Annotated in this window: 24 protein-coding genes; 18 read left to right on the top strand and 6 right to left on the bottom strand. The window is 63.9% G+C overall.

Annotated elements, in window-relative coordinates; translation table 11 throughout:
* Window positions 1–59 precede the first annotated feature (59 nt).
* The 3 genes from C8N32_RS05725 to C8N32_RS05715 all read right to left on the bottom strand — a co-directional run bounded on the left by C8N32_RS05725 (window position 60) and on the right by C8N32_RS05715 (window position 3445).
* The gene (locus C8N32_RS05725; RefSeq protein ID WP_107891524.1) at window positions 60–1025 is read right to left on the bottom strand and encodes an XdhC family protein; all 966 of its coding nucleotides are present in this window, start codon (window positions 1023–1025) and stop codon (window positions 60–62) included.
* A gap of 279 nt (window positions 1026–1304) precedes the next feature.
* On the bottom strand, window positions 1305–2540 hold the full coding sequence (locus C8N32_RS05720; RefSeq protein WP_107891523.1) for a vWA domain-containing protein: 1236 nt from the start codon (window positions 2538–2540) through the stop codon (window positions 1305–1307).
* Entirely contained in the window at window positions 2537–3445 is a 909-nt protein-coding gene (locus tag C8N32_RS05715) for an AAA family ATPase (RefSeq protein WP_107891522.1), read from the bottom strand. The genes C8N32_RS05720 and C8N32_RS05715 overlap by 4 nt, the downstream gene beginning before the upstream one ends.
* Window positions 3446–3548: 103 nt before the next feature.
* Here C8N32_RS05715 and C8N32_RS05710 point away from each other — a divergent pair, with 103 nt between their 5' ends.
* The gene (locus C8N32_RS05710; RefSeq protein ID WP_107891521.1) at window positions 3549–4163 is read left to right on the top strand and encodes a LysE family translocator; all 615 of its coding nucleotides are present in this window, start codon (window positions 3549–3551) and stop codon (window positions 4161–4163) included.
* A gap of 2 nt (window positions 4164–4165) precedes the next feature.
* Complete coding sequence (locus tag C8N32_RS05705; protein WP_107891520.1) at window positions 4166–5212, top strand: glycosyltransferase family 2 protein; 1047 nt, start codon at window positions 4166–4168, stop codon at window positions 5210–5212.
* On the opposite strand, the gene C8N32_RS05700 is transcribed toward C8N32_RS05705, so the two are convergent.
* Window positions 5200–5406 carry a DUF1127 domain-containing protein gene (locus tag C8N32_RS05700; RefSeq protein ID WP_107891519.1) on the bottom strand — a complete coding sequence of 69 codons (207 nt, stop codon included), beginning with the start codon at window positions 5404–5406 and terminating at the stop codon, window positions 5200–5202. The two genes, C8N32_RS05705 and C8N32_RS05700, sit on opposite strands and share 13 nt — an antisense overlap.
* 678 nt (window positions 5407–6084) lie before the next feature.
* Here C8N32_RS05700 and pyrC point away from each other — a divergent pair.
* The 16 genes from pyrC to C8N32_RS05615 all read left to right on the top strand — a co-directional run bounded on the left by pyrC (window position 6085) and on the right by C8N32_RS05615 (window position 21586).
* Entirely contained in the window at window positions 6085–7128 is a 1044-nt protein-coding gene (gene pyrC / locus C8N32_RS05690) for a dihydroorotase (RefSeq protein WP_107891517.1), read from the top strand.
* Between the two features lie 15 nt (window positions 7129–7143).
* On the top strand, window positions 7144–7824 hold the full coding sequence (locus tag C8N32_RS05685) for an orotate phosphoribosyltransferase (protein WP_107891516.1): 681 nt from the start codon (window positions 7144–7146) through the stop codon (window positions 7822–7824).
* Between the two features lie 177 nt (window positions 7825–8001).
* On the top strand, window positions 8002–9489 hold the full coding sequence (locus C8N32_RS05680) for a replicative DNA helicase (RefSeq protein WP_107891515.1): 1488 nt from the start codon (window positions 8002–8004) through the stop codon (window positions 9487–9489).
* A gap of 52 nt (window positions 9490–9541) precedes the next feature.
* A complete protein-coding gene (alr, locus tag C8N32_RS05675; RefSeq protein WP_107891638.1) occupies window positions 9542–10591 on the top strand; it encodes an alanine racemase in 1050 nt (349 codons plus the stop codon).
* Window positions 10591–11370, top strand: coding sequence for an MlaE family ABC transporter permease (locus C8N32_RS05670; protein ID WP_107891514.1), 780 nt, complete (start codon window positions 10591–10593; stop codon window positions 11368–11370). The genes alr and C8N32_RS05670 overlap by 1 nt, the downstream gene beginning before the upstream one ends.
* Window positions 11367–12113 carry an ABC transporter ATP-binding protein gene (locus C8N32_RS05665; protein WP_107891513.1) on the top strand — a complete coding sequence of 249 codons (747 nt, stop codon included), beginning with the start codon at window positions 11367–11369 and terminating at the stop codon, window positions 12111–12113. Before C8N32_RS05670 ends, C8N32_RS05665 begins: the two co-directional genes overlap by 4 nt.
* Before the next feature lie 11 nt (window positions 12114–12124).
* On the top strand, window positions 12125–12553 hold the full coding sequence (locus C8N32_RS05660) for a paraquat-inducible protein A (RefSeq protein ID WP_107891512.1): 429 nt from the start codon (window positions 12125–12127) through the stop codon (window positions 12551–12553).
* A 267-nt stretch (window positions 12554–12820) separates the two neighbouring features.
* Window positions 12821–14188: a DNA repair protein RadA gene (gene radA / locus C8N32_RS05655; protein WP_107891511.1), complete on the top strand. Its 1368-nt coding sequence runs from the start codon at window positions 12821–12823 to the stop codon at window positions 14186–14188.
* 17 nt (window positions 14189–14205) lie between these two features.
* Window positions 14206–14769, top strand: coding sequence for a CvpA family protein (locus tag C8N32_RS05650; RefSeq protein ID WP_107891510.1), 564 nt, complete (start codon window positions 14206–14208; stop codon window positions 14767–14769).
* Between the two features lie 103 nt (window positions 14770–14872).
* Window positions 14873–16330 (top strand): amidophosphoribosyltransferase, encoded by a 1458-nt coding sequence (gene purF / locus C8N32_RS05645; protein ID WP_107891637.1) that lies wholly within the window; start codon window positions 14873–14875, stop codon window positions 16328–16330.
* Window positions 16327–16734: a DUF1284 domain-containing protein gene (locus C8N32_RS05640; RefSeq protein WP_107891509.1), complete on the top strand. Its 408-nt coding sequence runs from the start codon at window positions 16327–16329 to the stop codon at window positions 16732–16734. Before purF ends, C8N32_RS05640 begins: the two co-directional genes overlap by 4 nt.
* Before the next feature lie 204 nt (window positions 16735–16938).
* Window positions 16939–17604 carry an SDR family NAD(P)-dependent oxidoreductase gene (locus C8N32_RS05635; protein WP_107891508.1) on the top strand — a complete coding sequence of 222 codons (666 nt, stop codon included), beginning with the start codon at window positions 16939–16941 and terminating at the stop codon, window positions 17602–17604.
* 103 nt (window positions 17605–17707) lie between these two features.
* Entirely contained in the window at window positions 17708–18493 is a 786-nt protein-coding gene (surE, locus tag C8N32_RS05630; protein WP_107891507.1) for a 5'/3'-nucleotidase SurE, read from the top strand.
* A complete protein-coding gene (locus tag C8N32_RS05625; RefSeq protein WP_107891506.1) occupies window positions 18490–19131 on the top strand; it encodes a protein-L-isoaspartate(D-aspartate) O-methyltransferase in 642 nt (213 codons plus the stop codon). Before surE ends, C8N32_RS05625 begins: the two co-directional genes overlap by 4 nt.
* Before the next feature lie 34 nt (window positions 19132–19165).
* Window positions 19166–20326 carry a LysM peptidoglycan-binding domain-containing M23 family metallopeptidase gene (locus C8N32_RS05620; protein ID WP_107891505.1) on the top strand — a complete coding sequence of 387 codons (1161 nt, stop codon included), beginning with the start codon at window positions 19166–19168 and terminating at the stop codon, window positions 20324–20326.
* Between the two features lie 45 nt (window positions 20327–20371).
* Window positions 20372–21586: an MFS transporter gene (locus C8N32_RS05615; RefSeq protein WP_107891504.1), complete on the top strand. Its 1215-nt coding sequence runs from the start codon at window positions 20372–20374 to the stop codon at window positions 21584–21586.
* On the opposite strand, the gene C8N32_RS05610 is transcribed toward C8N32_RS05615, so the two are convergent.
* Together C8N32_RS05610 and cimA are read right to left on the bottom strand one after the other, a co-directional pair.
* Window positions 21587–22354: a squalene/phytoene synthase family protein gene (locus C8N32_RS05610; RefSeq protein WP_107891503.1), complete on the bottom strand. Its 768-nt coding sequence runs from the start codon at window positions 22352–22354 to the stop codon at window positions 21587–21589.
* Window positions 22344–23972, bottom strand: coding sequence for a citramalate synthase (gene cimA, locus C8N32_RS05605; RefSeq protein ID WP_107891502.1), 1629 nt, complete (start codon window positions 23970–23972; stop codon window positions 22344–22346). Before cimA ends, C8N32_RS05610 begins: the two co-directional genes overlap by 11 nt.
* Window positions 23973–24040 lie beyond the last annotated feature (68 nt).

Here is a 24040-nt window from a genome sequence, read left to right as displayed (position 1 = left end):
CGAACTCCTCCCTTTTGCCGAAAGTAAAGCACGGCTCCGGGGATTTGAGAACCATTGTTTTACCCCAGCCGAAGCCGCTGGACGACCTGGGCCATTACCGAGGTCGCGATCTCCGCCGGAGTGCGCGCCCCGATATCCAGGCCGACAGGCGCATGGATGCGGCAAAGCTGCGCCTCCCCCAGACCGGCGGCGCGCAACCGCTCCAACCGCTTCGCATGGGTACGGGTCGACCCCAGACATCCAAGGTAGAACACATCGCTTTCCAGCGCGACACGGATGGCCGGATCATCCAGTTTGGGGTCGTGCGTCAGGGTGACGACCGCCGCGCGCGCATCCAGCCCAAGCGCGGCCAGCGCCTCATCTGGCCAGTCCTCCACGATAGTTTCCCCCGGAAAGCGCGCCTGCGTTGCAAACGCCGGACGGGGATCTATCACCACCGGGTCGAACCCGGCCAGCCGCGCCATGGGCACCAGCGCCTGTGCGATATGCACTGCGCCCACAACCGCCATCCGAAGCGGCGGATTGAAAAGCGCAATGACCCGCGCCCCGTCACAGCCCGAACGGTCAGCCCGCAGGCGCGCGGCGATTTCACGGTCCTCCGGCCCGGCCAGACGGCGGGCCCAACTTTCGGTATCGACCACATAGGCAATCGGGCGACGAAGCGCGCGGGCGGCAACAATTTCCTCCAGCAGGCCCTCTGAAAGGGCGGCGACAGGTTCCAAAAGCACCCGGATGCGCCCGCCACAGGCCAGCCCGACGGCAAAAGCGTCTTCGTCCGCCACACCGAAAGACAGCAGTCGCGGCGCCCCATCGGCCAGCGCCGCCAGCGCCTCGGCCACTACCGCGCCTTCGACACACCCGCCGGAGACGGACCCCGCCATCTCCCCCACGCCCGAGACCGCCATCTGGCTGCCCGCCGGACGGGGTGCACTGCCCCAGGTCTCAGCCACCGTCGCCAGAACGGCCCCCTGACCGGATCTGTGCCAGCACAATGCGATTTCCGGAATGGCATTGATTTCCTGCATCGGTTTTCCCCCCTTGCGATCATGACGCGCAGCGCCGCAGAACGCAAAGGAAACGCCGTGGGGAGGGAGGCCCCACGGCGCTGGAATATGTCCCGGAAGGGAGAACCGGGACAATCTTTGACCAGGGCGGTGGGAACGTCCGCCGGGCCAATCCTGTGCCGGGAAAGACACAGGGGTCGTTTCCTTGAAGATCCGCTGGGAAGGCGGCCGGAAACTACATATTTTTAATGTATGTTTTTGCGGCGCCTCACTTTGATCCAGATCAAGCTGACGTCCGGGTCACAGAAGCGTCATCATCCGGGCATGCACGCCCGCATCTCGGGGCTGGCCGATCGCATGGGCCAGATCCTCGATCGCGCGGAGGTTGTGACCGGGGCGAAAACTGTCCACATGAGGAAGAATTGCCTTTATTCCTCTGGCTTTCGGCGCGAACCCTTCCCAGCGTAAAAGTGGGTTTATCCACACAAGATGTCGGCAGGAAAGGCGCAACCTTTCAACTTCCCGCGACAAGATGTCAGGCAAGTCGCGATCCAGCCCATCGGTGATCAGCACCACGACCGCCCCCCCGGCAAGAACCCGGCGAGACCACTTCCGGTTGAACTCCCGGATTGCGCTTGCGATTCGCGTACCCCCGTCCCAGTCCCGCGCCTCAGCCCCGGCAGCGGCAAGGGCGGCATCGGCATCGCGTGCGTGCATCTGACGGGTGATGTTGGTCAGCCGGGTCCCGAAGGTAAAGGCCTGTACCTTGCCCCAGCCCGGCCCGGGACGGCTGGCCACCGCATGCACGAAATGCAGCACCATCCGGGCGTAAGACGACATCGACCCGGAAATATCGCACAGCACGACAAGGTCCAGCGGCCGCCTGCACCGATCGCGGCAGGCAAAGCGGCGGATTTCCCCCCCCTGCCGAAGCGACGCGCGGGCGGTCGTGCGCCAATCGGGCAACCTTCCGGCAAGCTGCGGCACAGTGCGGCGGCCGAGTACCGGCGGAACCGGCAGGCGGAGGGTTTTCAGCATGCGCAGGGCGCGGGCCTGTTCCTCACCGGTCATCTGTTCGAAATCGAGCGTCTTGAGCCGCTCCCTGGCGGACCAGGTCCGGCTGGCCTCGATCTCCCTCACCTCGGGCGGCGGCGGCATGTCGGGGGGCCGACGCTCCACCCCCTCCAGCAGCGCCTGCGCCGCACGGCGTTCCCCGGGGCGGGCATGGTGCTCTTCGGCGACGCCCCGCATCGCGGGCAACAAAAGGGACATCATGTGCTCAAGAAACCGGGGGTCGCGCCAGTAAAGGCGAAAGGCCTGCGCGAAAACGGCGCGGTGTTCCGGACGATTGGTAAAGCAGGCTTGCAAAGTGTAGTAGAAATCCGCCCTTTCGGTGAAACCCGCAGCCTGTACCGCCTCGACCGCGCGCACGACCTGTCCCGGCCCGGCGGGCAGCCCGGCCACCCGCAGGGCGCGGGCGAAATGGGCGATATTTTCCCACAGGCGCGGCGTATCCGGCAAATCCGCCCCCGTCACGGCGCGGTCTCTGCACGCAGGTCATCGAGGATCCGCCGGGCTTCGCTGCCCTGGAGGCGCTGTATGTCGTCCTGGTATTTCAGCAGTGCACCAAGGGTATCGGCGATCACCTCCGGCGACAGCGCGACCACGTCAAGCGCCAACAGGCACTTGGCCCAGTCCAGGGTTTCCGCGACACCGGGACGTTTGAACAGGTCTTCTGTGCGCAGGCGCTGGACGAAGGCGACGACCTCACGCGAAAGCGCCTCGGCCGCCTCGGGGCAACGGGCGCGCAGAATCCGGAGCTCGCGCGCGGCATCCGGGTAGTCGACCCAGTGATAAAGACACCGGCGCTTGAGCGCGTCATGCACCTCCCGCGTGCGGTTCGAGGTGAGGACCACGATGGGCGGGGTCTGTGCACGCTGGGGGCCAAGCTCGGGGATCGTGACCTGGAAATCCGACAGGGCCTCCAGCAGAAACGCTTCGAAAGGTTCGTCCGTGCGGTCGATCTCATCGATCAGCAGCACCGGCGCACCGCCGGGTTGCGGGCGCAGGGCCTCCAGCAGCGGACGCGCGATCAGGTACTCCTCGCGGAACAGCTCCGCCCGAAGCGCGGCACGGTCTTCGGCACCCACGGCCTCGGCGGTGCGGATGGCGATCATCTGTGCCGCAAAGTTCCATTCATAAACGGCGCTGGAGACATCCAGCCCTTCATAACATTGCAGCCGGATCAGGCGCCGCCCCAGACCAGCCGCAAGCGCCTTGGCGATTTCGGTCTTGCCGGTGCCGGCCTCGCCCTCCAGAAACAACGGACGTCCGAGGCGCAGGGCCAGAAACACCACTGTCCCCAGTGCGCGGCCACACACATAGCCCTGCCCGGCCAGAATCTTCTGCACCGCATCGATCGAACCGGTCGCCTCTTGCATCCGACATCCTCCCTGCGGTCATGCTGCACGGGCGGACAGATGCGTCAAGGGCGTTGCAACCACTGGCCGGCTGTGGCCAACTGCACGGGAAAGGAGTTGCCCCATGTCTCTCGATCTCTGGCTCGCGTTTCTCGCCGCTTCGGCGCTGCTGCTCATGATCCCCGGTCCGACGGTTCTCCTGGTCACGAGCTATGCGCTCAGCCAGGGACGGCGGGTGGCGGTCGCAATGGCTCTGGGCGTGGCTTTGGGGGATCTGATCGCGCTCAGCGCCTCGCTGGCCGGCCTTGGGGCGCTGGTTCTGACATCGGCGACCCTTTTTACCGTGCTCAAATGGGCCGGAGCCGCTTACCTGGTGTATCTTGGGCTGCGGCTTTGGCGCAATCCACCGGTTGCCGACACGGGCGAGATGGCGCCCAAACCCGCCCGCGCAATCTTTTGGCATGCGGCGGCGGTGACGGCGCTCAACCCGAAATCGATCGGATTCTTCATTGCCTTCGTGCCGCAGTTCCTGCGCCCCGAAGCCCCCCTCGTACCACAATTCGCGATCATAACGGCCAGCTTCGTGGCACTTGCCGCATTGAACGCCCTGACCTACGCGCTTTTGGCAGACAGGTTGCGGGCAAGGCTGCGGCCCGCGATCCTGCGCCGGATAAGCCGCGCGGGCGGCGGTGCCCTGATCGGAATGGCCGCGCTGAGCGCAACCGCAAGCCGAACCTGAACTTGCGTTTCCTCGCCGTCCTGACCGTCAAGAACGAAGCCGCCTTCCTGCTGGAGTGGCTGGCCCATCACCGTGCGATCGGGTTTACCGATTTTCTCGTGTTGTCAAACGATTGCGAGGACAGCACCGACAGGATGCTGGACCGGCTTCAGGAAATGGGCTGGCTGACCCATGTGCCCAATCCCGGCCCCCATGACAAGGGCCCCCAATGGCAGGCGCTGCGACTGGCCAGCGCGCACCCGCTGTTCGCGCAGGCCGATTGGGTGGCGATGCTGGACATCGACGAATTCGTCAATATCCATGTGGAGGATGGGTCCCTCGGCGCACTTCTTTCGGCCCTGCCCAAGGCAAGCGCGATCACCCTGACGTGGCGGTTGTTCGGCAATGCCGGAATCGTGCACTACGAGGACAGGCCGATAACCGCGCAATTCACCCGCGCCGCACCACGCGTGATGGGCTGGCCATGGCGCGCTGCCATGTTCAAGACTCTGTTCCGCAACGATGGTCTCTACGCCAAACTCGGGGTGCACCGCCCGCGGCAGCCCAACCGCGACCGCCTGGGCGAGGCCCGCTGGTTCGACGGATCGGGCCGCCCGCTCGGCACCGCCTTTCACAAATCGCGTGTTTTCAATGATTTCAACCAAGATAATTATAAACTGGTTCAACTGAATCATTACGCGCTGGGCGCGATGGAAAGCTATGTTCTGAAAGCCGCGCGAGGGCGCGCCAGCCATGCCGACCTCCCGATGGCGATGGATTATTGGGCAGAGCGCAACTTTTGCACCGATGAAGACAACTCAATCAGCGCAACAGCCCCGGAGCGCACGGCCCAGCTTGACCATCTGCGATCCGACGTCCCCCTCGCCCGCCTGCACGAAGAGGCTGTCGCCTGGAGGCGGCGGCGCTTTGAAGAGCTGATGACAGAGGAACCCCTGCGCGCCTTGTTCGGTCGCCTGATGCTCACCCCACCGGCCAGGCCCCTGTCACCAGAAGCCAGCACCATCATCCTGAAATACGGACTGCGTGCGCGGAAGGATCAGACCATGTAACGATCCCGGAAAATGTGCCGAACCACATCCTTCCGGGTCAGACCACGGGCAGCCAGTTCGGCATCCGTTGTGTGGTTCAGATGATCGATCTGACGCATGCGCGGGTGGTTTTCCATCATCCGGGCCAGCCGTTCGACAACGGTGTTCAGAAGCGGCGTGTGCCCGCCAGAGATGTTTGTATGTACGACTGCCATTTCGGAAACTCCTGCCGAATAGGTGTTTCCTCCCCTGTGGCGGAGGTAGCGGTTGGCAGCCTTGTTTTCCAGTGCCAAAAGGCCGCAACCCGTTATGCGGCAGACGCAGGGTTACTTGAATGGCTGGGCCGGGGTTGCCGGCTGTTTGCGGGCACGGCGGCGCGGCGCCGGGTTCGGGGCGGGCGCGGATTTCGCAACGGCCGGGCCCGGGGCCGCAGGCTCAGCCGGCGCGAGTGTCTCGGAAGCGGCTCTTGCAGGGGCCGGGGTCGCGGTGGGTTGCGGCGAAACCCTGGCGGCAGCGCGGCGTGCGGGCGGCGTGCGCGTGGGGCGCACGGGTCTTGCCACTGGGGGGGGTGTTTGCGGCGTGTGCAAAAGCGCAGGGCTGAAAACACGCATCATCTCCACCCAGGTGCAGATCAGACGCAACTGGGCCTCATATGAGCTGTGCCAGAATTTGAAGGCGGTCGAGCCAAAGGCAAACGGCAAGGCAAGCGGGGACAAGGCTGGCTCCTTCCATCTTGGGTCATGGAAACACAGGACTTTGGACGGGAGCATATCACGAATGCTGCGTTGCGGCAAATTCCTTTTGCGAGCGCAGCACGCGCGCGGCAATTGCGCCCCCCCACAAGCCCCCGGTTTTCACTGGAAAGCCCCCCGGCAAAGGTGTACGCCCCAGGCATGACCCAGACTCTGACGCTTCGCCGCCCCGACGACTGGCACCTGCATTTGCGCGATGGCGCAATGATGGAGGGGGTGCTGCCTGAAACCGCGCGCCATTTCGCCCGCGCAATCGTGATGCCCAACCTCGTGCCGCCGGTTGTCACCGCCGACGACGCCCGCGCCTACCGTGGGCGTATTCTGGCCGCGCTGCCGGGGGGGCTGCGTTTCACACCGCTGATGACGCTCTACCTCACCGAGGCGACCGATCCGGACGACCTGACCGCCGCCCATGCAAGCGGGCTGATCGCCGCGGTCAAGCTCTACCCGGCCGGGGCGACGACGAACTCGGCCTCCGGCGTGCAGGATTTCGACAAGGTGCGCCCCGTTCTCGAAAGGATGGCCGAGATCGGCTGCCCCCTGTGCGTTCACGGGGAGGTCACTGACCCCGAGATCGACATCTTCGACCGTGAAACGGTGTTCATCGACCGGGTACTGGACCCGCTCCGCCGCGCCATTCCCGATTTGCGCGTGGTGATGGAGCACCTGACCACCGCGCAGGGCGTGGCCTATGTGCAGGCCTCGGACAGCAACCTGGCCGCGACCGTCACACCCCACCACCTGATCATCAACCGCAACCATATCCTTGTGGGGGGGGTAAAGCCGCATTACTATTGCCTGCCTGTCGCGAAGCGCGAAACCCACCGGCTGGAACTGGTCAGCGCGGCGACCTCGGGCGATGCCCGCTTTTTCCTGGGAACCGACAGCGCGCCACACACCGACCCGAACAAGGAATGCGCCTGCGGATGCGCGGGGATATTCTCTGCCACCAATACGCTGTCGTGCCTTGCCGAGGTGTTCGATGGCGAGGGGGCGCTCGACAAGCTGGAGGCCTTTGTCGCACTGAACGGCCCGGCCTTCTACGGCCTGCCCGCGAACGAAGAGACGATCACACTGGTCAAGGGCGCCCCCGTCCCCTACCCTGCGAAGATCGAAACCGGGGCCGGGCCGGTGACCCTTTTCGATCCGGGCTTTCCTTTGCACTGGCGCGTTCAAGAGACCTGATCCGGACCAAGTGAAATGATTCCCACAACCTACCCCGACAAGACCGAAATCGCACGGCTCAGCGCACGGATGCTGCTTGAAATCGGGGCGGTGCATTTCAACGCGAAAGAACCGTTCACCCTGGCCAGCGGGCTGCCCTCGCCAACCTATATCGACTGCCGAAAGCTGATTTCTTATCCGCGCATCCGGGCAACGCTGATGGATTTCCTGACCGTCACCGTCATGCGCGAAGCCGGATTCGAAGCCTTCGACAACATCGCCGGCGGCGAAACCGCAGGCATCCCTTTTGCCGCGCTGGTGGCCGAGCGGATGGCCCTGCCCATGACCTATGTTCGAAAGAAACCGAAAGGCTATGGCCGCAATGCCCGCATCGAGGGGGCGATGACCGAAGGTCAACGCGTTTTGCTGGTGGAAGACCTGACCACCGACGGGGGCAGCAAGATCAGTTTTGTCGATGCGATCCGCGACACGGGGGCGACCTGCGCGCACACGGCTGTGATCTTCTATTATGGGATTTTTCCCGAAACCGAAAAGACGTTGGACGCGCATGGTGTAAAACTGCACCATCTGACCACATGGTGGGAGGTTCTGGCAGAAGCGCGCACATGTGCGCGCTTCGACACGGAAACGCTTGAGGATGTCGAATCGTTCCTCAAAGCCCCGCGGGCATGGCAGGACAGCCGGAAAAAGGGCTGATTTCTCCTCCCTTACAAGGTTTTTCCGCCACAAAGACCACAATCCGTTGACGTCCCGCTCCAGATTCCCGCAATATGTTGCGGTAATCTTATTCACAGCTTATCCACAGCTTATCCAGATTGCCTTGGCCCCGCGCGGCACCCTATACCCCAAAGCCGGGGAGAAACGGGGGCAGTGATGAACACGATCGAAAAGATTCGGCAGGAGGAAGAGACCTCCGCCTTGCCGCACAACATTGAGGCCGAGCAGCAGCTTCTTGGCGCGATCCTGACGAATAACGAGATTTTCGACCGCATCGCATCCATCGTGAAGGCGGTTCATTTCTACGAACCCGTCCATCAGCGCATTTTCGAAATCGCAGCCGCGCGCATCCAGAAGAACGCGCTGGCCTCGCCGGTCACCCTCAAGGCTTTCATGGAAGAGGACGAAGGGCTGCGCGAACTGGGGGGCCCCGCCTACCTGGCCCGCCTGGCAGGGGCCGCGATCTCATCTTTTGCGGCGCGGGATTATGCCCAGATGATCTACGATTTCGCCATCCGACGAGAGCTCATTACGCTTGGGCACGATATCTCCGATCGGGCGGCGAAGGTGGACATCAGTTCAGACCCCAAAGCCCAGATCGTGGAGGCGGAGCAGGCCCTCTACAAGCTGGGAGAAGAAGGCCAGAGCGGCAGCGGCTTTCAGTCCTTTCTGAAGGCGGTTACCGACGCAGTGAACGTGGCCAATGCCGCCTATATGCGGGATGGCGGCATGGCGGGGATTCCGACCGGGCTGGCCGATCTCGATACCAAGCTGGGCGGGCTGCATAAATCGGACCTTCTGATTCTCGCCGGACGCCCCTCGATGGGCAAGACGTCGCTGGCGACCAACATCGCCTACAACATCGCCAGGGCCTACAAACGCGGTCGCCTGCCCGACGGCTCCGAGGGCGCGGTGGACGGCGGGGTTGTCGGCTTCTACAGCCTTGAGATGAGCGCCGAGCAGCTCGCCGGGCGGATTCTGGCCGAAGCGTCGGAAATCAGCTCTCACAAGATCCGGCAGGGCGACATGACAGAGGATGAATTCCGCCGCTTTGTCGAAGCCGCGAAGGCGTTGGAATCCTGCCCGCTTTATATCGACGACACCCCTGCCCTGCCGATCAGCCAGCTTGCCGCCCGCGCCCGGCGTCTGAAACGCACCCACGGGCTGGACGCGCTGTTCGTGGACTACCTTCAGCTTGTGCGCCCGGCCAGCGCCAAGGACAGCCGCGTGAACGAGGTCAGCGAAATCACCCAGGGACTCAAGGCCATCGCCAAGGAACTGGAGATTCCCGTTGTGGCGCTATCGCAGCTTTCGCGCCAGGTGGAATCCCGTGACGACAAGCGCCCGCAACTGTCCGACCTGCGCGAATCCGGCTCGATTGAGCAGGATGCCGATGTTGTGATGTTTGTCTACCGGGGCGAATATTACAAGGAACGCGAAAAACCCGGTGAGGAGAATGGCGACGCCATGCAAAAATGGATCGAGGATATGGGGCGTCTGCACGGCAAGGCCGAGGTCATCATCGGCAAGCAGCGCCATGGCCCGATCGGGACGGTCGATCTCTCCTTCGAAGCGCAATTCACCCGGTTCGGCAACCTTGTAAAACCCTGGCAGGAAGATGCGGACGGCGCGGGCTTTCGGTAGCCGCGCGCGTTTCCTGCTTGACCTTGGGCGCGCACAGGCCGAAACCACCGCCATGGCTACGGGTTTTCTCACGATCGATCTTGACGCGCTTGCGCGCAACTGGACCGTCCTGGACAAAGCCAGCGGCGGCGGGGTTGAAAGCGGCGCGGTGGTAAAGGCCAACGGGTATGGGCTTGGGGCCTCCGCGGTGGCGCGTCGGCTCGCGCGCGCCGGGGCGCGGCGGTTTTTCGTCGCCGCCGCCGAAGAGGGGGCGGCGGTGCGTCGGGCGCTGGGTCCGGGGCCGGAGATAGGCGTCTTTGGCGGGCATATGGCAGGCGATGCCGACAAGCTGCGCGCCCACGGCCTGGTACCGATGCTCAACTCCATCGAACAACTGACCCGTCATTTCGAAGCCCTGCCCGGGCATCCGTTCGGGGTTCAGATCGATTCCGGGATGAACCGACTGGGCCTGGAACCCGCTGAATGGGCCGCCGTCCGTGAGATCGCAATCTCTGCCGCGCCGCGCCTCGTCATGAGCCACCTGGCCTGCGCGGACGACCCGGACCATCCGATAAACGCCAGCCAGCTGAGGTGTTTTCGCGAAATGACCGACGGCTGTGGCATACCGCGTTCTCTGTCCGCGACCGGAGGCATACTGCTGGGGGCGGATTACCACTTCGAGGTCACGCGCCCCGGCATCGGCGTTTATGGCGGCCGCCCCTTCGAGGGGGCCGAGCCGGTCGTGACGCTGGATCTGCCCGTGATCCAGGTTCGGGAGGTGATGCCCGGCGAAGCCGTGGGATATGGCGTGACCTGGAAGGCCGAACACCCCACCCGCGTCGCCACCGTAGCCGCGGGCTATGCCGATGGCATCTTCCGCTATTTTGCTCACCAAGGGCGAATGATGCATCACGGTACCCCCTGCCCGATCCTTGGCCGTGTGTCCATGGACCTGATAACGGTTGACGTTACCCATCTTCCCGAAGATCCCGTCAGCCTTCAGCTTCTGGGCGAAAGCCAGACCGTCGACGACGTGGCCGATGCCGCCCGGACGATCGGATACGAAATCCTGACATCCCTCGGCGCGCGCTATGGGCGCCGATACCTTGGGGGGGGCGCCTGATGCTGCTGACCCCTGTTGCCACGATCGGCCGATCGACACTGGCAATGCTGAGCGGCATCGGCCGGATCGGGTTGTTTTTCCTTGCCACATTGGCCGCGATGCTGCGCCCGCCCTTCTATCTGCGCGAATTCGGCCATGCCCTTCTGACCATCGGTTACAACAGCCTGCCGGTCGTCGGGCTGACGGCGCTTTTTACCGGCGGCGCACTTGCCTTGCAAATTTTCGCGGGCGGCAGCCGGTTCAATGCCGAGGAGGTCGTTCCCTCCATCGTCGCCATCGGCATGGCACGGGAACTGGGGCCTGTCCTGGGCGGGCTCATGGTTGCCGCGCGGGTGGCCAGTTCCATCGCGGCCGAGATCGGCACCATGAAAGTGACAGAGCAGATCGATGCGCTTGTCACCCTCTCCACCGACCCGATGAAATATCTCACCGTTCCGCGGGTCCTCGCCGCAACGCTGAGCGTGCCGCTTCTGGTGGCCGTTGGAGATTCCATCGGTATCTTTGGCGGCTATATCGTGGGAACCGGAAGGCTCGGGTTCAACCCGGCGGCCTACCTGAAAAACACCACCGACTTTCTTGAAGTCTGGGATGTGACTTCCGGCCTCATCAAGGGGGCGGTATTCGGATTTCTCGTGGCACTGGTGGGGTGTTATTTCGGAATGAATTCGGGCCGCGGCGCACAAGGCGTGGGACGGGCGACGAAATCCGCCGTCGTGACCGCGTCGGTGCTGATCCTGGCTGCCAACTACCTGCTGACGGAGCTGTTCTTTACCGCATGATCGAACTTCGCGATGTCCATAAAGCGTTCGGCGCCAACAAGGTTCTGCGGGGGGTCAACCTGACCATCCCCAAGGGCGAAAGCATGGTCATCATTGGTGGATCGGGAACCGGGAAATCGGTATTGCTGAAGTCAATCCTCGGATTGGTTCATCCCGATCAGGGAAAGATCCTGATCGATGGGCACGATGCCGCAAAGGCAGAGCGGGAAGCCTTCCTCGCCCGTTTCGGCATGCTGTTTCAGGGCGCGGCACTTTTTGACTCCCTGCCGGTGTGGCACAATGTTGCTTTTCGCCTGCTGCGCGGCAAGAGCAGGCTCGCACGGGACGAGGCACGTGACATTGCCATTGAAAAACTGCGCCGCGTGGGCCTGAAGCCCCAGGTTGCGGATCTTTTTCCGGCGGAACTTTCGGGCGGGATGCAAAAGCGCGTGGGTCTTGCCCGCGCCATTGCCGCGGACCCGGAAATCATCTTTTTCGACGAACCCACAACCGGCCTTGACCCGATCATGTCCGGCGTCATCAACGATCTGATTCGGGAAATCGTCGTCGAAATGGGCGCGACCGCCATGACCATTACACACGATATGTCCTCGGTCCGGGCGATCGCGGACGACGTGGCCATGCTGCATGACGGAGTAATCCAATGGGTTGGCCGGGTCCAGGACATGGACAATAGCGGCGACCCGTACTTGAACCAGTTCATCCACGGACGTGCCGACGGCCCGATCGAGGCGGTTCGGTGACAGCCCTGCGGATGGCGAACCTCGCACTGCTGGTGCTGTTCCCGCTCTCATGGTTCGCACCGCTGCTGCGTGCAGGCTTGTTGCCTCTTTTCGGGCTGAACGAGATTTCGGTAATCTCCGGCATTACCAAGCTTTGGCAATCGGATATGTTACTTGCCGGGCTTGTCACTCTGTTCGCACTCATTGCACCGATGGCCAAAACCATAGGCATAACGCTGGTTCACTATGCCCGTGTTTCCCCGCGCGCGATGCCGGTGTTGCAGGTTCTGGGCAAGCTGGCAATGGCAGATATTTTTCTGATTGCCCTGTACATCGTCATCGTCAAAAGTGTGGGACTGGGCCGCGTAGAAACTGCGTGGGGACTTTATCTTTTCACTTTCTGCGTCCTGCTGTCTCTGGGCGTTTCGCACCTGACAGCCAGGACGCTGAAAGTCCGCTAACCTAACGCGTCCTGCCTTCGGCGAGGATATTTTAACCAAAGCAAAACCTTTTTTTTGCTACCCTCTGCACACGGTACAGGCGGGGACGCCGATGGCCGTCCAAAGCAAGGCGCTCCGCCCGATGGCCCGAGGCCCCTAGGGCGGAGCGTTTCTGCGGCCTTGAGCTTGCTTTGGCAAAATATCCCCGGGGGGCGCGCTTGCGCGCGGGGGCAGCGCCCCCTGTCCCGCGCCGCTTGCACCGGCGGCGGCGCTGGGGCAGGAAAGGACATGGCCAAGACAGACACATCTTTCACCTGTTCCTCCTGCGGGGCAGTCCACAAGAAATGGGCCGGGCGCTGCGATGCGTGCGGCGCGTGGAACATGATCGTCGAAGAAGCCCCGTTATCCGCCGGGCCTGCATCGAAAACGCTGGGGGGCGTGCGGGGGCGAAAAATTTCTTTGCACGACCTGAGGACCGAAGAGGTTTCTCCACCGCGCGCGCGCTCCGGCATGGAGGAGTTCGATCGGGTTCTTGGAGGCGGCCTGGTGCCATCCTCAGCCATTCTGGTGGGGGGGGATCCGGGGATCGGAAAATCAACGCTGCTGCTTCAGGCCGCCGCAAATTTTTCTCGTAACGGTTTGTCCTGCATATACTTTACGGGAGAAGAAGCCAGCGCGCAGGTCCGGATGCGCGCGCAGCGTCTTGGTCTTTCGGATGCGCCTGTCAAGCTGGCGACGGAAACCAATTTGCGTGACATCCTGACAACGCTGGACGCTGAGCGTCCAGACCTTGCGGTTATCGATTCGATTCAGACAATGTGGGCTGATCATGTGGAAAGCGCCCCGGGGAGTGTGGCCCAGGTGCGCGCCGCTGCGCATGAGTTGACAAGCTTCGCCAAGCGGCGGGGCTCAGCGGTGATGCTGGTGGGACATGTCACCAAGGAAGGCCAGATTGCCGGCCCTCGTGTCGTGGAACACATGGTTGACACTGTTTTGTATTTCGAGGGAGAGCGCGGCCACCAGTTTCGCATCCTGCGCAGTGTCAAGAACCGCTTTGGCGCGGCAGATGAGATCGGCGTATTCGAAATGACCGGCCAGGGGCTCGCGGAAGTTACCAACCCCTCGGCGCTGTTTCTTTCGGAGCGGGAAAGCCCGGCCCCCGGATCCGCCGTATTTGCGGGGATAGAGGGCACGCGCCCGGTCCTGACCGAGGTCCAGGCGCTGGTCGCCCCCTCCCCGCTGGGCACGCCGCGCCGCACCGTCGTGGGACTGGATGCCGGGCGGCTTTCGACGACACTTGCCGTGCTGGAGGCGCGGTGCGGGATCCCCTTTGCCGGGCTTGACGTATTTCTGAACGTCGCGGGGGGGATGAAAATCAGTGAACCCGCCGCCGACCTGGCCGTTGCCGCCGCGCTGTTGAGTGCACGCGAAGATATAGCCCTGCCGGTCGATTACGTCTTCTTTGGCGAAATCTCCCTGTCCGGGGCGCTCAGACCGGTGGGACAGGCCGAAAACAGGTTGAAAGAGGCGCAGAAACTTGGTTTCAAAACAGCCGTGGCCCCGGCGCGCAGCAAGCTGGGTCCGCCCACCGGCATCACGGTGCGGCAAATGCCGGACCTGACCGCCTTCGTGGGGGAGATGTTCGGCGCAGGTTAGCCGCGGAGGAAAACACGATGGAAGGTTTTACGCTGGTCGATGGTGGCGTCGCCGTCGTGGTTCTGGTTTCAGCCCTTTTGGCTTTTTCGCGCGGGTTCGTGCGCGAAGCGATGTCGATCGCGGGCTGGATCATCGCCGCGGTGCTGGCCTTCACCTTTGCCCCGGATGCCGAACCCCTGATACGGGAGGTGCCGATCCTGGGCGACTTCCTGCGCGACAGTTGCGAGATCAGCATGATTGCCGCTTTCGCGGCGGTCTTCGCGCTGGCGCTGGTGATTGTATCGCTTTTTACACCGCTGCTCTCCTCGATGATACAGCACTCGGCCCTTGGCGGCATCGATCAGGGATTCGGTTTCCTGTTCGGTGTGGCACGGGGGGTGCTCCTGGTTGCTGTTGCGTTCCTGATCTATCAGGCCGTCGTCAGTTCGCGCGACATCGCGGTGGTTGAAAACAGCCGCTCTGTCGAGGTGTTCGACAGTATCACCGCGAAAATCGCCGAGCGTGACCCCGAACAGGCCCTTGGCTGGCTGACGCGCCAGTACGACCAGCTTATGACGGCCTGCGAAAAACCCACGCGCTAGTCGTAAATTCCCATGATCCTTTCGTGACACTTGCGGCGCAAGCCCTTAGAGAAGGGCCAATCGCGTTCAAAATGGAATCGGAGCCGTGGCACTTATGCGTGAGATGCCCCCCAGCCACCCGTTCGATGATGACAAGCTCAGGGAAGAGTGTGGCGTATTCGGTGTCACTGGCGTTGCCGAGGCCGCCAACTTTGTCGCCCTTGGCCTGCACGCCCTGCAACACAGGGGGCAGGAAGCGGGCGGCATCGTCAGTTACTGTCCCGAAGAAGGGTTCAATTCTGCCCGCCGGTTCGGCTACGTGCGGGACAATTTCACCAAGGCCAGCCTGATGGGCACGCTGCCCGGCAGTATCGGAATAGGGCATGTGCGCTACTCGACCGCCGGCTCCAAGGGCAATACCGCCATTCGCGATGTACAGCCTTTCTTCGGTGAGTTTTCCATGGGCGGCGCGGCGATCGCCCATAACGGCAACATAACCAATGCGGCCGCACTGCGGGCGGAACTGATCGACCGCGGCTCGATCTTTCAGAGTTCGTCGGACAGCGAGTGTATCATTCATCTGATGGCCCGTTCCCTTCAGCGCAACATCCCTGAGCGGATGAAGGATGCCCTGCGCCGGGTGGAGGGCGCGTTCTCCGTTGTTGCCATGACCCGAACCAAGCTGATCGGCGTGCGTGATCCTCTGGGCGTACGCCCGCTTGTGCTGGGCAAGATCGGGGACGGCTGGGCGCTCAGCTCCGAAACCTGTGCGCTGGATATCATCGGGGCGGAATTCGTACGCGAGATCGCTCCGGGGGAAATGGTCGTGATCTCCGCAGAGCACGGCGTGGAGAGTTTCCGCCCGTTCGAACCTTCCCCGTCACGCTTTTGCATCTTCGAGCATGTCTATTTTTCACGTCCCGATTCCATCCTTGGGGGGCGCTCGGTTTATGAAACCCGGCGCCAGATCGGCGTCGAACTGGCCCGCGAAGCGCCGGTAGAGGCCGATATCGTCTGCCCTGTCCCCGACAGCGGCACGCCCGCCGCGATCGGGTTTTCCCACGAAAGCGGCATCCCATACGGCATGGGCATCATCCGCAACCAGTACATGGGCCGCACCTTTATCGAGCCGACCGAGCAAATCCGGAATATGGGGGTGCGCCTGAAACTGAACGTCAACCGTGCCCTGATTGCGGGAAAACGGGTGATCCTGGTCGATGACAGCGTCGTGCGTGGCACCACCAGCCGCAAGATCAAGGAAATGATCCTCGATGCCGGCGCGAAAGAGGTGCATTTCCGCATTGCCAGCCCACCGACCGCCTGGCCATGCTTTTACGGCGTCGACACTCCGGAACGCGAAAAGCTTTTGGCAAGCCACATGACCGAGAGTGAAATGCGTGACTACCTTGCCGTGGACAGTCTGCGCTTCATCTCTCTTGACGGGCTTTATCGTGCCGTCGGCGAGGCCGGAGGCCGCGATTCCACCTGCCCGCAATATTGCGACGCGTGTTTTTCGGGCGATTACCCGGTTGCCCCCCGTGACATGATCGAGAAGGGTTTCCGGCTGAAAGCGGCGGAATGATCCTGCGTCTGCGGCCCCATCATTTTCTTTGTGTACTGGGCTTTCAGGGGAAAGGGTACGATGACGGGTTCGCCGCCAACATGGCTCGCATCGTCGCGATCCTGCGCGCGCCGCAGGGCGGCAGCACGATGATAGAAGTCGTGTCCCGGATCGATGATATCTGCGCCCCCTGCCCGCACCGGGCTGGCGCATCTTGTGAGGCGCAGGAAAAGATTTCCCGCCTCGACAGGGTCCATGGCGCGGCGCTGGGGCTTTCGCCGGGGGACCGGCTGTCATGGGGGACGGCCCGGGATCGCATCCGCGCCACCATCCGCCCCGAAGATCTGGGGCACCTTTGCCCGGACTGCCAGTGGCGCCCCCTGGGCCTTTGTGAAGCCGCCCTGGGTGCGCTGCACCGCAGTTGATGCCACGGGGACGGCCCGGCCCGCCAGAACCCGTACCAGTTTTACGCCGACTTGTTTTGTCGCGGGATCAACACCGCCGGAAAGGATGGCGTGGATGGCGCAAACTTCCTTTCAGCGTGCCAAACCTCCGTTTTTTGACGGATCGCGGCGGCATGTCGGGCGATTACCCTTGAACTGGCGGGGCAATAGTGAAAATTACCCGCCATGACACAGACAGATCCAACCCGAACTGCCCTTGTTACCGGCGCATCGCGCGGCTTTGGCGCCGCCGCCGCCGAAGAGCTGGCGCGCGCCGGCTATCATGTCATCGCCGTCGCCCGGACCCAGGGCGGGCTGGAAGACCTGGACGACCGGATCAATGCGGCGGGCGGCTCCGCTACGCTTGCGCCGATGGATATTGCCGAAACGGATGCGATGCGTCACCTTTGCCGGTCCATCTACGATCGTTGGGGCAAACTGGACTTGTGGGTTCATGCCGCCATCCAGACCCCGGCCTTGTCCCCGGCCGAACAGACCGATGCCGGCATGTGGGACCGGCTTGTCCCCACGAACATGCACGCCACGGGGGTACTGATCACCTTCCTTGGGCCGCTTCTGCGCGCGGCAAAGGGCACTGCGGTTCTGGTTGACGACTCTGCCAGCGGGCCTTTCATGGCCGCCTATGCCGCCTCGAAGGCTGCGCAGCGCGCGCTGTTCGATTGCTGGGCCGGAGAATACACCCGTCTGGACGATCTGGCGGTCAGACGTTTTACTCCTGCGCCGATGGCCACGAACCACCGCAGGCGGTTTTATCCCGGTGAGGACACGTCTGCCCTTGCAGAACCGGGAGAGGAAGCCCGGCGCATGGTCCACGAACTGGAGCTTGCGTGACTTTTCAGCCGCGCCGGGGCGATGATCGCCCCGCACGCCCTGCGCAGCGCTTTACGCCTCCGGCCGGTTTTACTAATCAAACCCGAAAGGCAGAAGGGCAGGCATGCGCATTCTCATCACCAATGACGACGGGATCAACGCCCCCGGCCTGAAAGTGCTGGAGGGCATCGCCAGTGAAATCGCCGGCGAAACCGGTGAGGTATGGACCGTCGCCCCCGCCTTCGAGCAATCCGGCGTGGCCCACAAGATTTCCTATACCCACCCGATGATGATCGCCAAAATGGGGGAGCGGCGCTATGCCGCCGAAGGCTCGCCCGCAGATTGCGTCCTGGCCGGGCTTTACGACGTGATGACCGAAACCCGCCCCGACCTGGTTCTTTCGGGCGTCAACCGGGGCAATAACGCGGCGGAAAACGCGCTTTATTCCGGTACGCTGGGGGGAGCTATGGAGGCCGCGCTTCAGGGACTGCCGGCGATTGCGCTGTCACAATATCTGGGGCCGCAGACGTTCCATGCCGATGACCCGTTCGAGGCTGCCGCGGTCCACGGCGCGGCCACCGTGCGCGCCCTGCTGGACCATGGCCAGTGGGACAGCGCGGATTACCGGCTTTTCTATAACGTGAACTTCCCGCCACTGCCCGCCAGCCGGGTCCGGGGCCTGCGTGTGGGGGCCCAGGGCTACCGCCGCGATGCCTCTTTCGGGGTGGAACCGCATACCGCGCCGTCCGGCAGGCGGTTTCTCTGGATCAAGGGCGGCGCACAACACCTGCCCACCGCGCCCGGCACAGACGCGGCGCTCAATCTCGAAGGTTACATCTCTGTGACCCCGATGCGCGCGGATCTGACCGCCCATGACAGCCTCACCCCCCTTCGAGAGGCCCTTGAATGATCGACGACGCCGAGCGCAAGATGCAGTTCCTTTTCGCACTGCGCTCCAAGGGCGTAACCGACACACGCGTTCTGACGGCGATGGAACGGATTGATCGCGGCGCTTTCGTGCGCGGAGTTTTCGCCAGCCGCGCCTACGAGGACATGCCCCTGCCCATCGCCTGCGGCCAGACCATCAGCCAGCCTTCCGTGGTGGCCCTGATGACGCAGGCGCTTGATGTACGCCCCCGCGACAAGGTGCTGGAGGTCGGGACCGGCTCGGGCTACCAGGCGGCTGTTCTCAGCCAGCTTGCGCGGCGGGTTTACACGGTCGAACGCTATCGCCGCCTCGCGCAGGAGGCACAGCAGGTTTTCGAACGCCTCGACCTGAGCAACGTCACCGCCATCGTCGGCGACGGATCGCACGGTCTGCCGGAGCAGGCCCCCTTCGATCGCATCCTCGTCACCGCCGCGGCCGAGGACCCGCCGGGGCCGCTCTTGGCGCAACTGCGCGAAGGCGGTATCATGGTGCTGCCCGTGGGACAATCGGATACCGTGCAGCATCTGATCAAGGTGACCCGAACCCCCGACGGGCTGGATTACGAGGAACTGCGCCCGGTGCGTTTTGTGCCGCTGGTGGAAGGACTTGGAAAAGAATAACCGCGAAACGCGGAGCATGAGGAATATTCGAGCCATGCGAGCTTCAAACCGTTCTCTTCGCCCGGTTCTGGGCCTGTCGCTGACCGTTCTGGCGGGCTGCAACACCACCGGTTTTGACCTTGACTTTCGCAACCCGGGCGGGCCCGGCACTTCCGAGGCAGTGCGCACCCAGACGGCCCCGCGTCCCCGGGCGGACGACCGGGGTATCATCTCCTACCCGAATTATCAGGTGGTCGTGGCCCGCGGCGGCGATACCGTGTCCGCCATTTCGCGCCGCCTTGGCCTGAACGCCGAAACACTGGCCCGGCACAACGGGATATCCCCCGATGTACCGCTGCGCGCGGGCGAGATCCTGGTTCTGCCCCGCCGGGTGGCGGAACCCTCCCCCGCCACGGGGGCGCCGTCGACCGGGCCGCTGCGCCCGAATGAAGAGGTGGACATCACAACCCTCGCGGGGGAGGCTATCCAGCGCGCCGAATCCACTTCGCCCAAACCCAGCCCCACACCCCGCGCCCCCGCCAGGGCGGAGCCCGTGCGTCACAAGGTCGAACGTGGGGAAACCGCCTATTCGATCGCGCGGCTTTACAACGTCACCGTGCGCTCCCTGGGGGAGTGGAACGGCCTCGGCCCCGATATGGCCCTGCGCGAAGGGCAGTACCTGATCATTCCCGTCGCCTCCGAGGCGCCGCCGCCACGCACGGCGAACACCAGCCGCCCGGGCGCCGGGTCCGCGACCCCCACACCGCCAAGCGCCACCGCCCCCCTGCCCCGCGACGAAGCCAAGACAGCCGAAAAACCGGCCGCGCCCGTTGCCTCCCCTGGCCTTTCGTCGGAAAAGACGACCTCCACCCGCATGGGCTTCCCGGTCAAGGGCAAGATCATTCGCGCCTACCAGAAGGGCAAGAATGAAGGGATCGACATCGCCGCATCTGCCGGGGGGCCGGTGGTCGCGGCAGCGGACGGCGCGGTGGTCGCGATCACCCGCAACACCGACCAGGTGCCGATCCTGGTCGTGCGCCACCCGGACAACCTGCTTTCGGTCTATGCCAATATTCAGGACATCGCCGTGCAAAAGGGCGACAGCGTCAAGCGTGGCCAGACCATTGCCAAGGTACGCGCAACTGACCCGGCCTTCGTGCATTTCGAGCTCCGCAAGGGAATCGACAGCGTGGACCCGATGCCCTACCTGCAATAACGTTTTGGGCTTTCCCGCCGGGCCCTGCGGCGATATGCCCAAGACATGACAGACATCAGCCTGACGCCCCCTGATCGCGCCCACCGCAATGTCATCGTTCTGGTGGCCGCGCAGGCGTTCCTTGGGGCACAGATGCCGATGATCTTCACCATCGGCGGGCTGGCGGGGCAAACCCTGGCCCCCGACCCGTGCTGGGCAACGCTTCCGATCTCACTGATCGTTCTGGGTTCGATGCTGACGGCCGCGCCGCTCTCGGCTTTCATGCAGAGATTTGGGCGGCGCGCGGGGTTTTGCCTGGGCGCGGCCGGGGGTGCGGCAGGCGCGTCGGTGGGGGCGTTGGGCCTGATGGAAAGCTCCTTCATCCTGTTCCTGGCAGGGTCGTTTCTGACCGGGGTCTACATGTCGGCACAGGGGTTCTATCGCTTTGCCGCCGCCGATACGGCCTCGGACGCTTTCCGCCCAAAGGCGATTTCCTACGTTCTCGCCGGGGGGCTGGCGGCAGCCGTCATCGGGCCGCAACTGGTCAAAGTGACGGCGCAGGCAATGGTGGTTCCGTTTCTGGGCACGTATCTGTCCGTGATCGCGATCAACCTCGCCGGCGCGCTTTTGTTCCTGTTCCTCGACATTCCCAAGCCTCCGGCCCCCACGGCGGACATGCCTTCAGGCCGCAGCCGGATGGCGCTTTTGAAAACTCCGCACGTTGCGGTGGCAATCATCTGCGCGATGGTGTCTTACGCATTGATGAACCTGGTGATGACCTCGACGCCTCTGGCAGTCGTCGGCTGCGGATTCGATACGAGCCTGGCCGCCGATATCGTCACCGCCCATGTTTTGGCCATGTATTTGCCCAGTTTTTTCACCGGGCACCTGATCGCCCGCTTCGGGGTGGAACGGATTGTCGCCCTGGGGCTGGCCATCCTCGGCTCTGCCGGGGGCGTGGCGCTGATGGGGGTCGAACTGGAGCATTTCTTCCTTGCACTGGTGCTGCTGGGCGTGGGGTGGAATTTCGGCTTCATTGGCGCAACCTCGATGTTGGCCGGTGCCCATGCCGCCGAGGAACGCGGCTGCGTGCAGGGGATGAACGATCTTCTGGTTTTCGGCGGCGTTACCCTGGCCTCGCTGGCCTCGGGCGGGTTGATGAACTGTTCGGGCGGCAGCGCACAGGAAGGCTGGATGTCCGTCAACCTCGCGATGGTGCCTTTCCTGGCACTGGCCGGAGGGGCCTTGATCTGGCTGGTTTTGCGTCCGCAGGAAGAGTGATCACCAGCGCCCTGAAAGGCTGCGCAAAATCAGCCCCCCGCGCCGGATGAATTCCGCCGGGGCAAGGGTCCCGTTCGCAACCCGCGCGGGATCTGCGGCGGCGGCCTTTAACACGGCCTCCGAACCCCACCCGGCCAAAAGTGCCGGGGCCGCTGTTGGGGGGACCTGCGCGCGGGCCCGACGCGCGCGGTGCAGGCGCGCCAGCGCCCGGCGGGAAAGCGCCGCAACCGCCTCTGCACGGTCATCCACCAGCGGAAGGCATCCACGCGACGCCAGCTCCGGGACCGCGCGCAGCCAGTTGGCCACGCCCGTGGCAAAGGCGAAATCACGCACGACGGCTTCCCCCTCCCCAACCCCGAGCGCCCGCACCGCAGCCCACATCAGGTGGCCGGACGTGGCCTCAATATGGGCGTCGAAAGATGCCGCATCGGCAAAAGACTCCCGGTAGATATCCCACCGGCGGGCCGCGACCAGGCCGTCCAGCAGGCGCGCGGCGTCGGGCGGCAGTACGCCGGCCAAAGGGACAGTGACCTCGTGGCGGCGCACCGGTGCGCCAGATGCGATTTCCTCCAGCGCATCGCGCCACCATTGCAGGCGCATCTCGGCGATCAGGGCCTCCTGCGTAAGCCACGGCGCACGCGCCACCTCCAGGTTGAAGGCATAGATCGGCAACAGAACCGCCCGTGCCACCGGAGAGGCTGCCATCGCGGCGCGGAACCTGTCCGGGTCCCCTCGCCGGACCATGTCGGCACAAGCCTCAAGCGTCATGGATGGGCGCCCCGTCCCGGATGAGCTTCCAGGTCACCGCATCCAACAGGGCCTCAAAACTGGCATCTACTATGTTGGCCGATACCCCGACCGTCGACCATCGGCGCCCGCTGCGGTCGGCGCTGTCGATGATGACACGGGTGACGGCCTCGGTCCCGCCATCGGTGATACGCACTTTGAAATCCACAAGCCGCATGTCGTCGATATAGGCCTGATACGGCCCCAGATCCTTGGCCAATGCGCGCGACAGCGCGTTCACAGGCCCCCGGTCATTGCCCTCGGCATCAAGGCTTTCGGAAACGGAGAGCTTCTTCTCCCCCGCGACCTTGACCACCACGACGGCCTCGGAAAGCGTCACCATGCGGTCATACTTGTTCTTGCGGCGCTCAACAGTCACACGGTAACGCTTGACTTCGAAAAAGCGGGGGATACGCCCCAGCACCCTCCGGGCGGCAAGCTCAAAACTCGCTTGCGCCGTATCGTAGGCATATCCGGCCGCTTCGCGCGCCTTCACCTCCTCGAGAATCGTGGAAAGGCGCGGATCGTCCTTGTCCACCTCAATCCCGGCTTCGGCCAGGCGGCGGCGCAGGTTCGACTGCCCGGCCTGGTTCGACATCGGGATGATACGGGTGTTGCCCACGGTTTCGGGGCGAACATGTTCATAGGTCGACGGGTCTTTCAGGATTGCGCTGGCATGCAACCCGGCCTTGTGCGCAAAGGCCGACCCACCGACATAAGGCGCGCTTTTGAGGGGAACGCGGTTCAGGATGTCATCCAGCAGACGCGAGGCACGGGTCAGCCCGGCCAGCGCCTCGGGGGTGACGCCGGTTTCAAACCGGCCGGCAAAAGGCGCCTTGAGCAGCAGCGTGGGGATCAGCGTCGTCAGGTTGGCATTGCCACATCGTTCGCCCAGACCGTTCAGGGTGCCCTGCACCTGCCGGACCCCGGCTTCCACCGCGGCAAGGCTGGCAGCCACGGCATTGCCGGTGTCGTCATGGGTATGGATCCCAAGCCGCTCTCCGGGGATGCCCGCGGCAATGACCTGCCCCACGATCCGCCCCACCTCATGGGGAAGCGTCCCGCCATTGGTATCGCACAGAACGATCCAGCGCGCGCCCGCATCGGACGCGGCTTTCAGACATTCCAGCGCGTAAGCCGGATTGGCCTTCCAGCCATCGAAGAAATGTTCCGCGTCGAACAGCGCCTCGCGCCCCTGCCCCCCCACATGAGCCAACGAACGGGCAATGTTTTCGACATTTTCCTCCAGCGTGATGCCCAGCGCGGTGCTGACATGGAAATCGTGGGTCTTGCCGACAAGACACACCGCCGCCGTGCCCGCATTCAGGACCGAGGCGAGAACCTCATCGTTTTCGGCACTGCGCCCCGCACGCTTGGTCATGCCGAAGGCGGTCATGCGGGCGCGGGTCGCGGGGACGGCCTCGAAGAAGGCACTGTCCGTGGGGTTCGCGCCGGGCCAGCCGCCCTCGATGTAGTCGACGCCCAAAGCGTCCAGAACCCCGGCGATCTTGCGCTTTTCGTCGGTGGAAAACTGCACGCCCTGCGTTTGCTGACCATCGCGCAGGGTCGTGTCATACAGAAAGAGGCGTTCGCGGGTCATTGCCCTGCTCCCTCCTCTGCCCTGCAGGCCCACCCATCGCGGGGCGAAGGCTTCACACCCACCCCGCC

This window comes from Rhodovulum imhoffii, from assembly GCF_003046545.1.
Lineage (GTDB): Bacteria > Pseudomonadota > Alphaproteobacteria > Rhodobacterales > Rhodobacteraceae > Rhodovulum > Rhodovulum imhoffii.
This window is presented reverse-complemented; position numbering and strand designations above follow the sequence as displayed.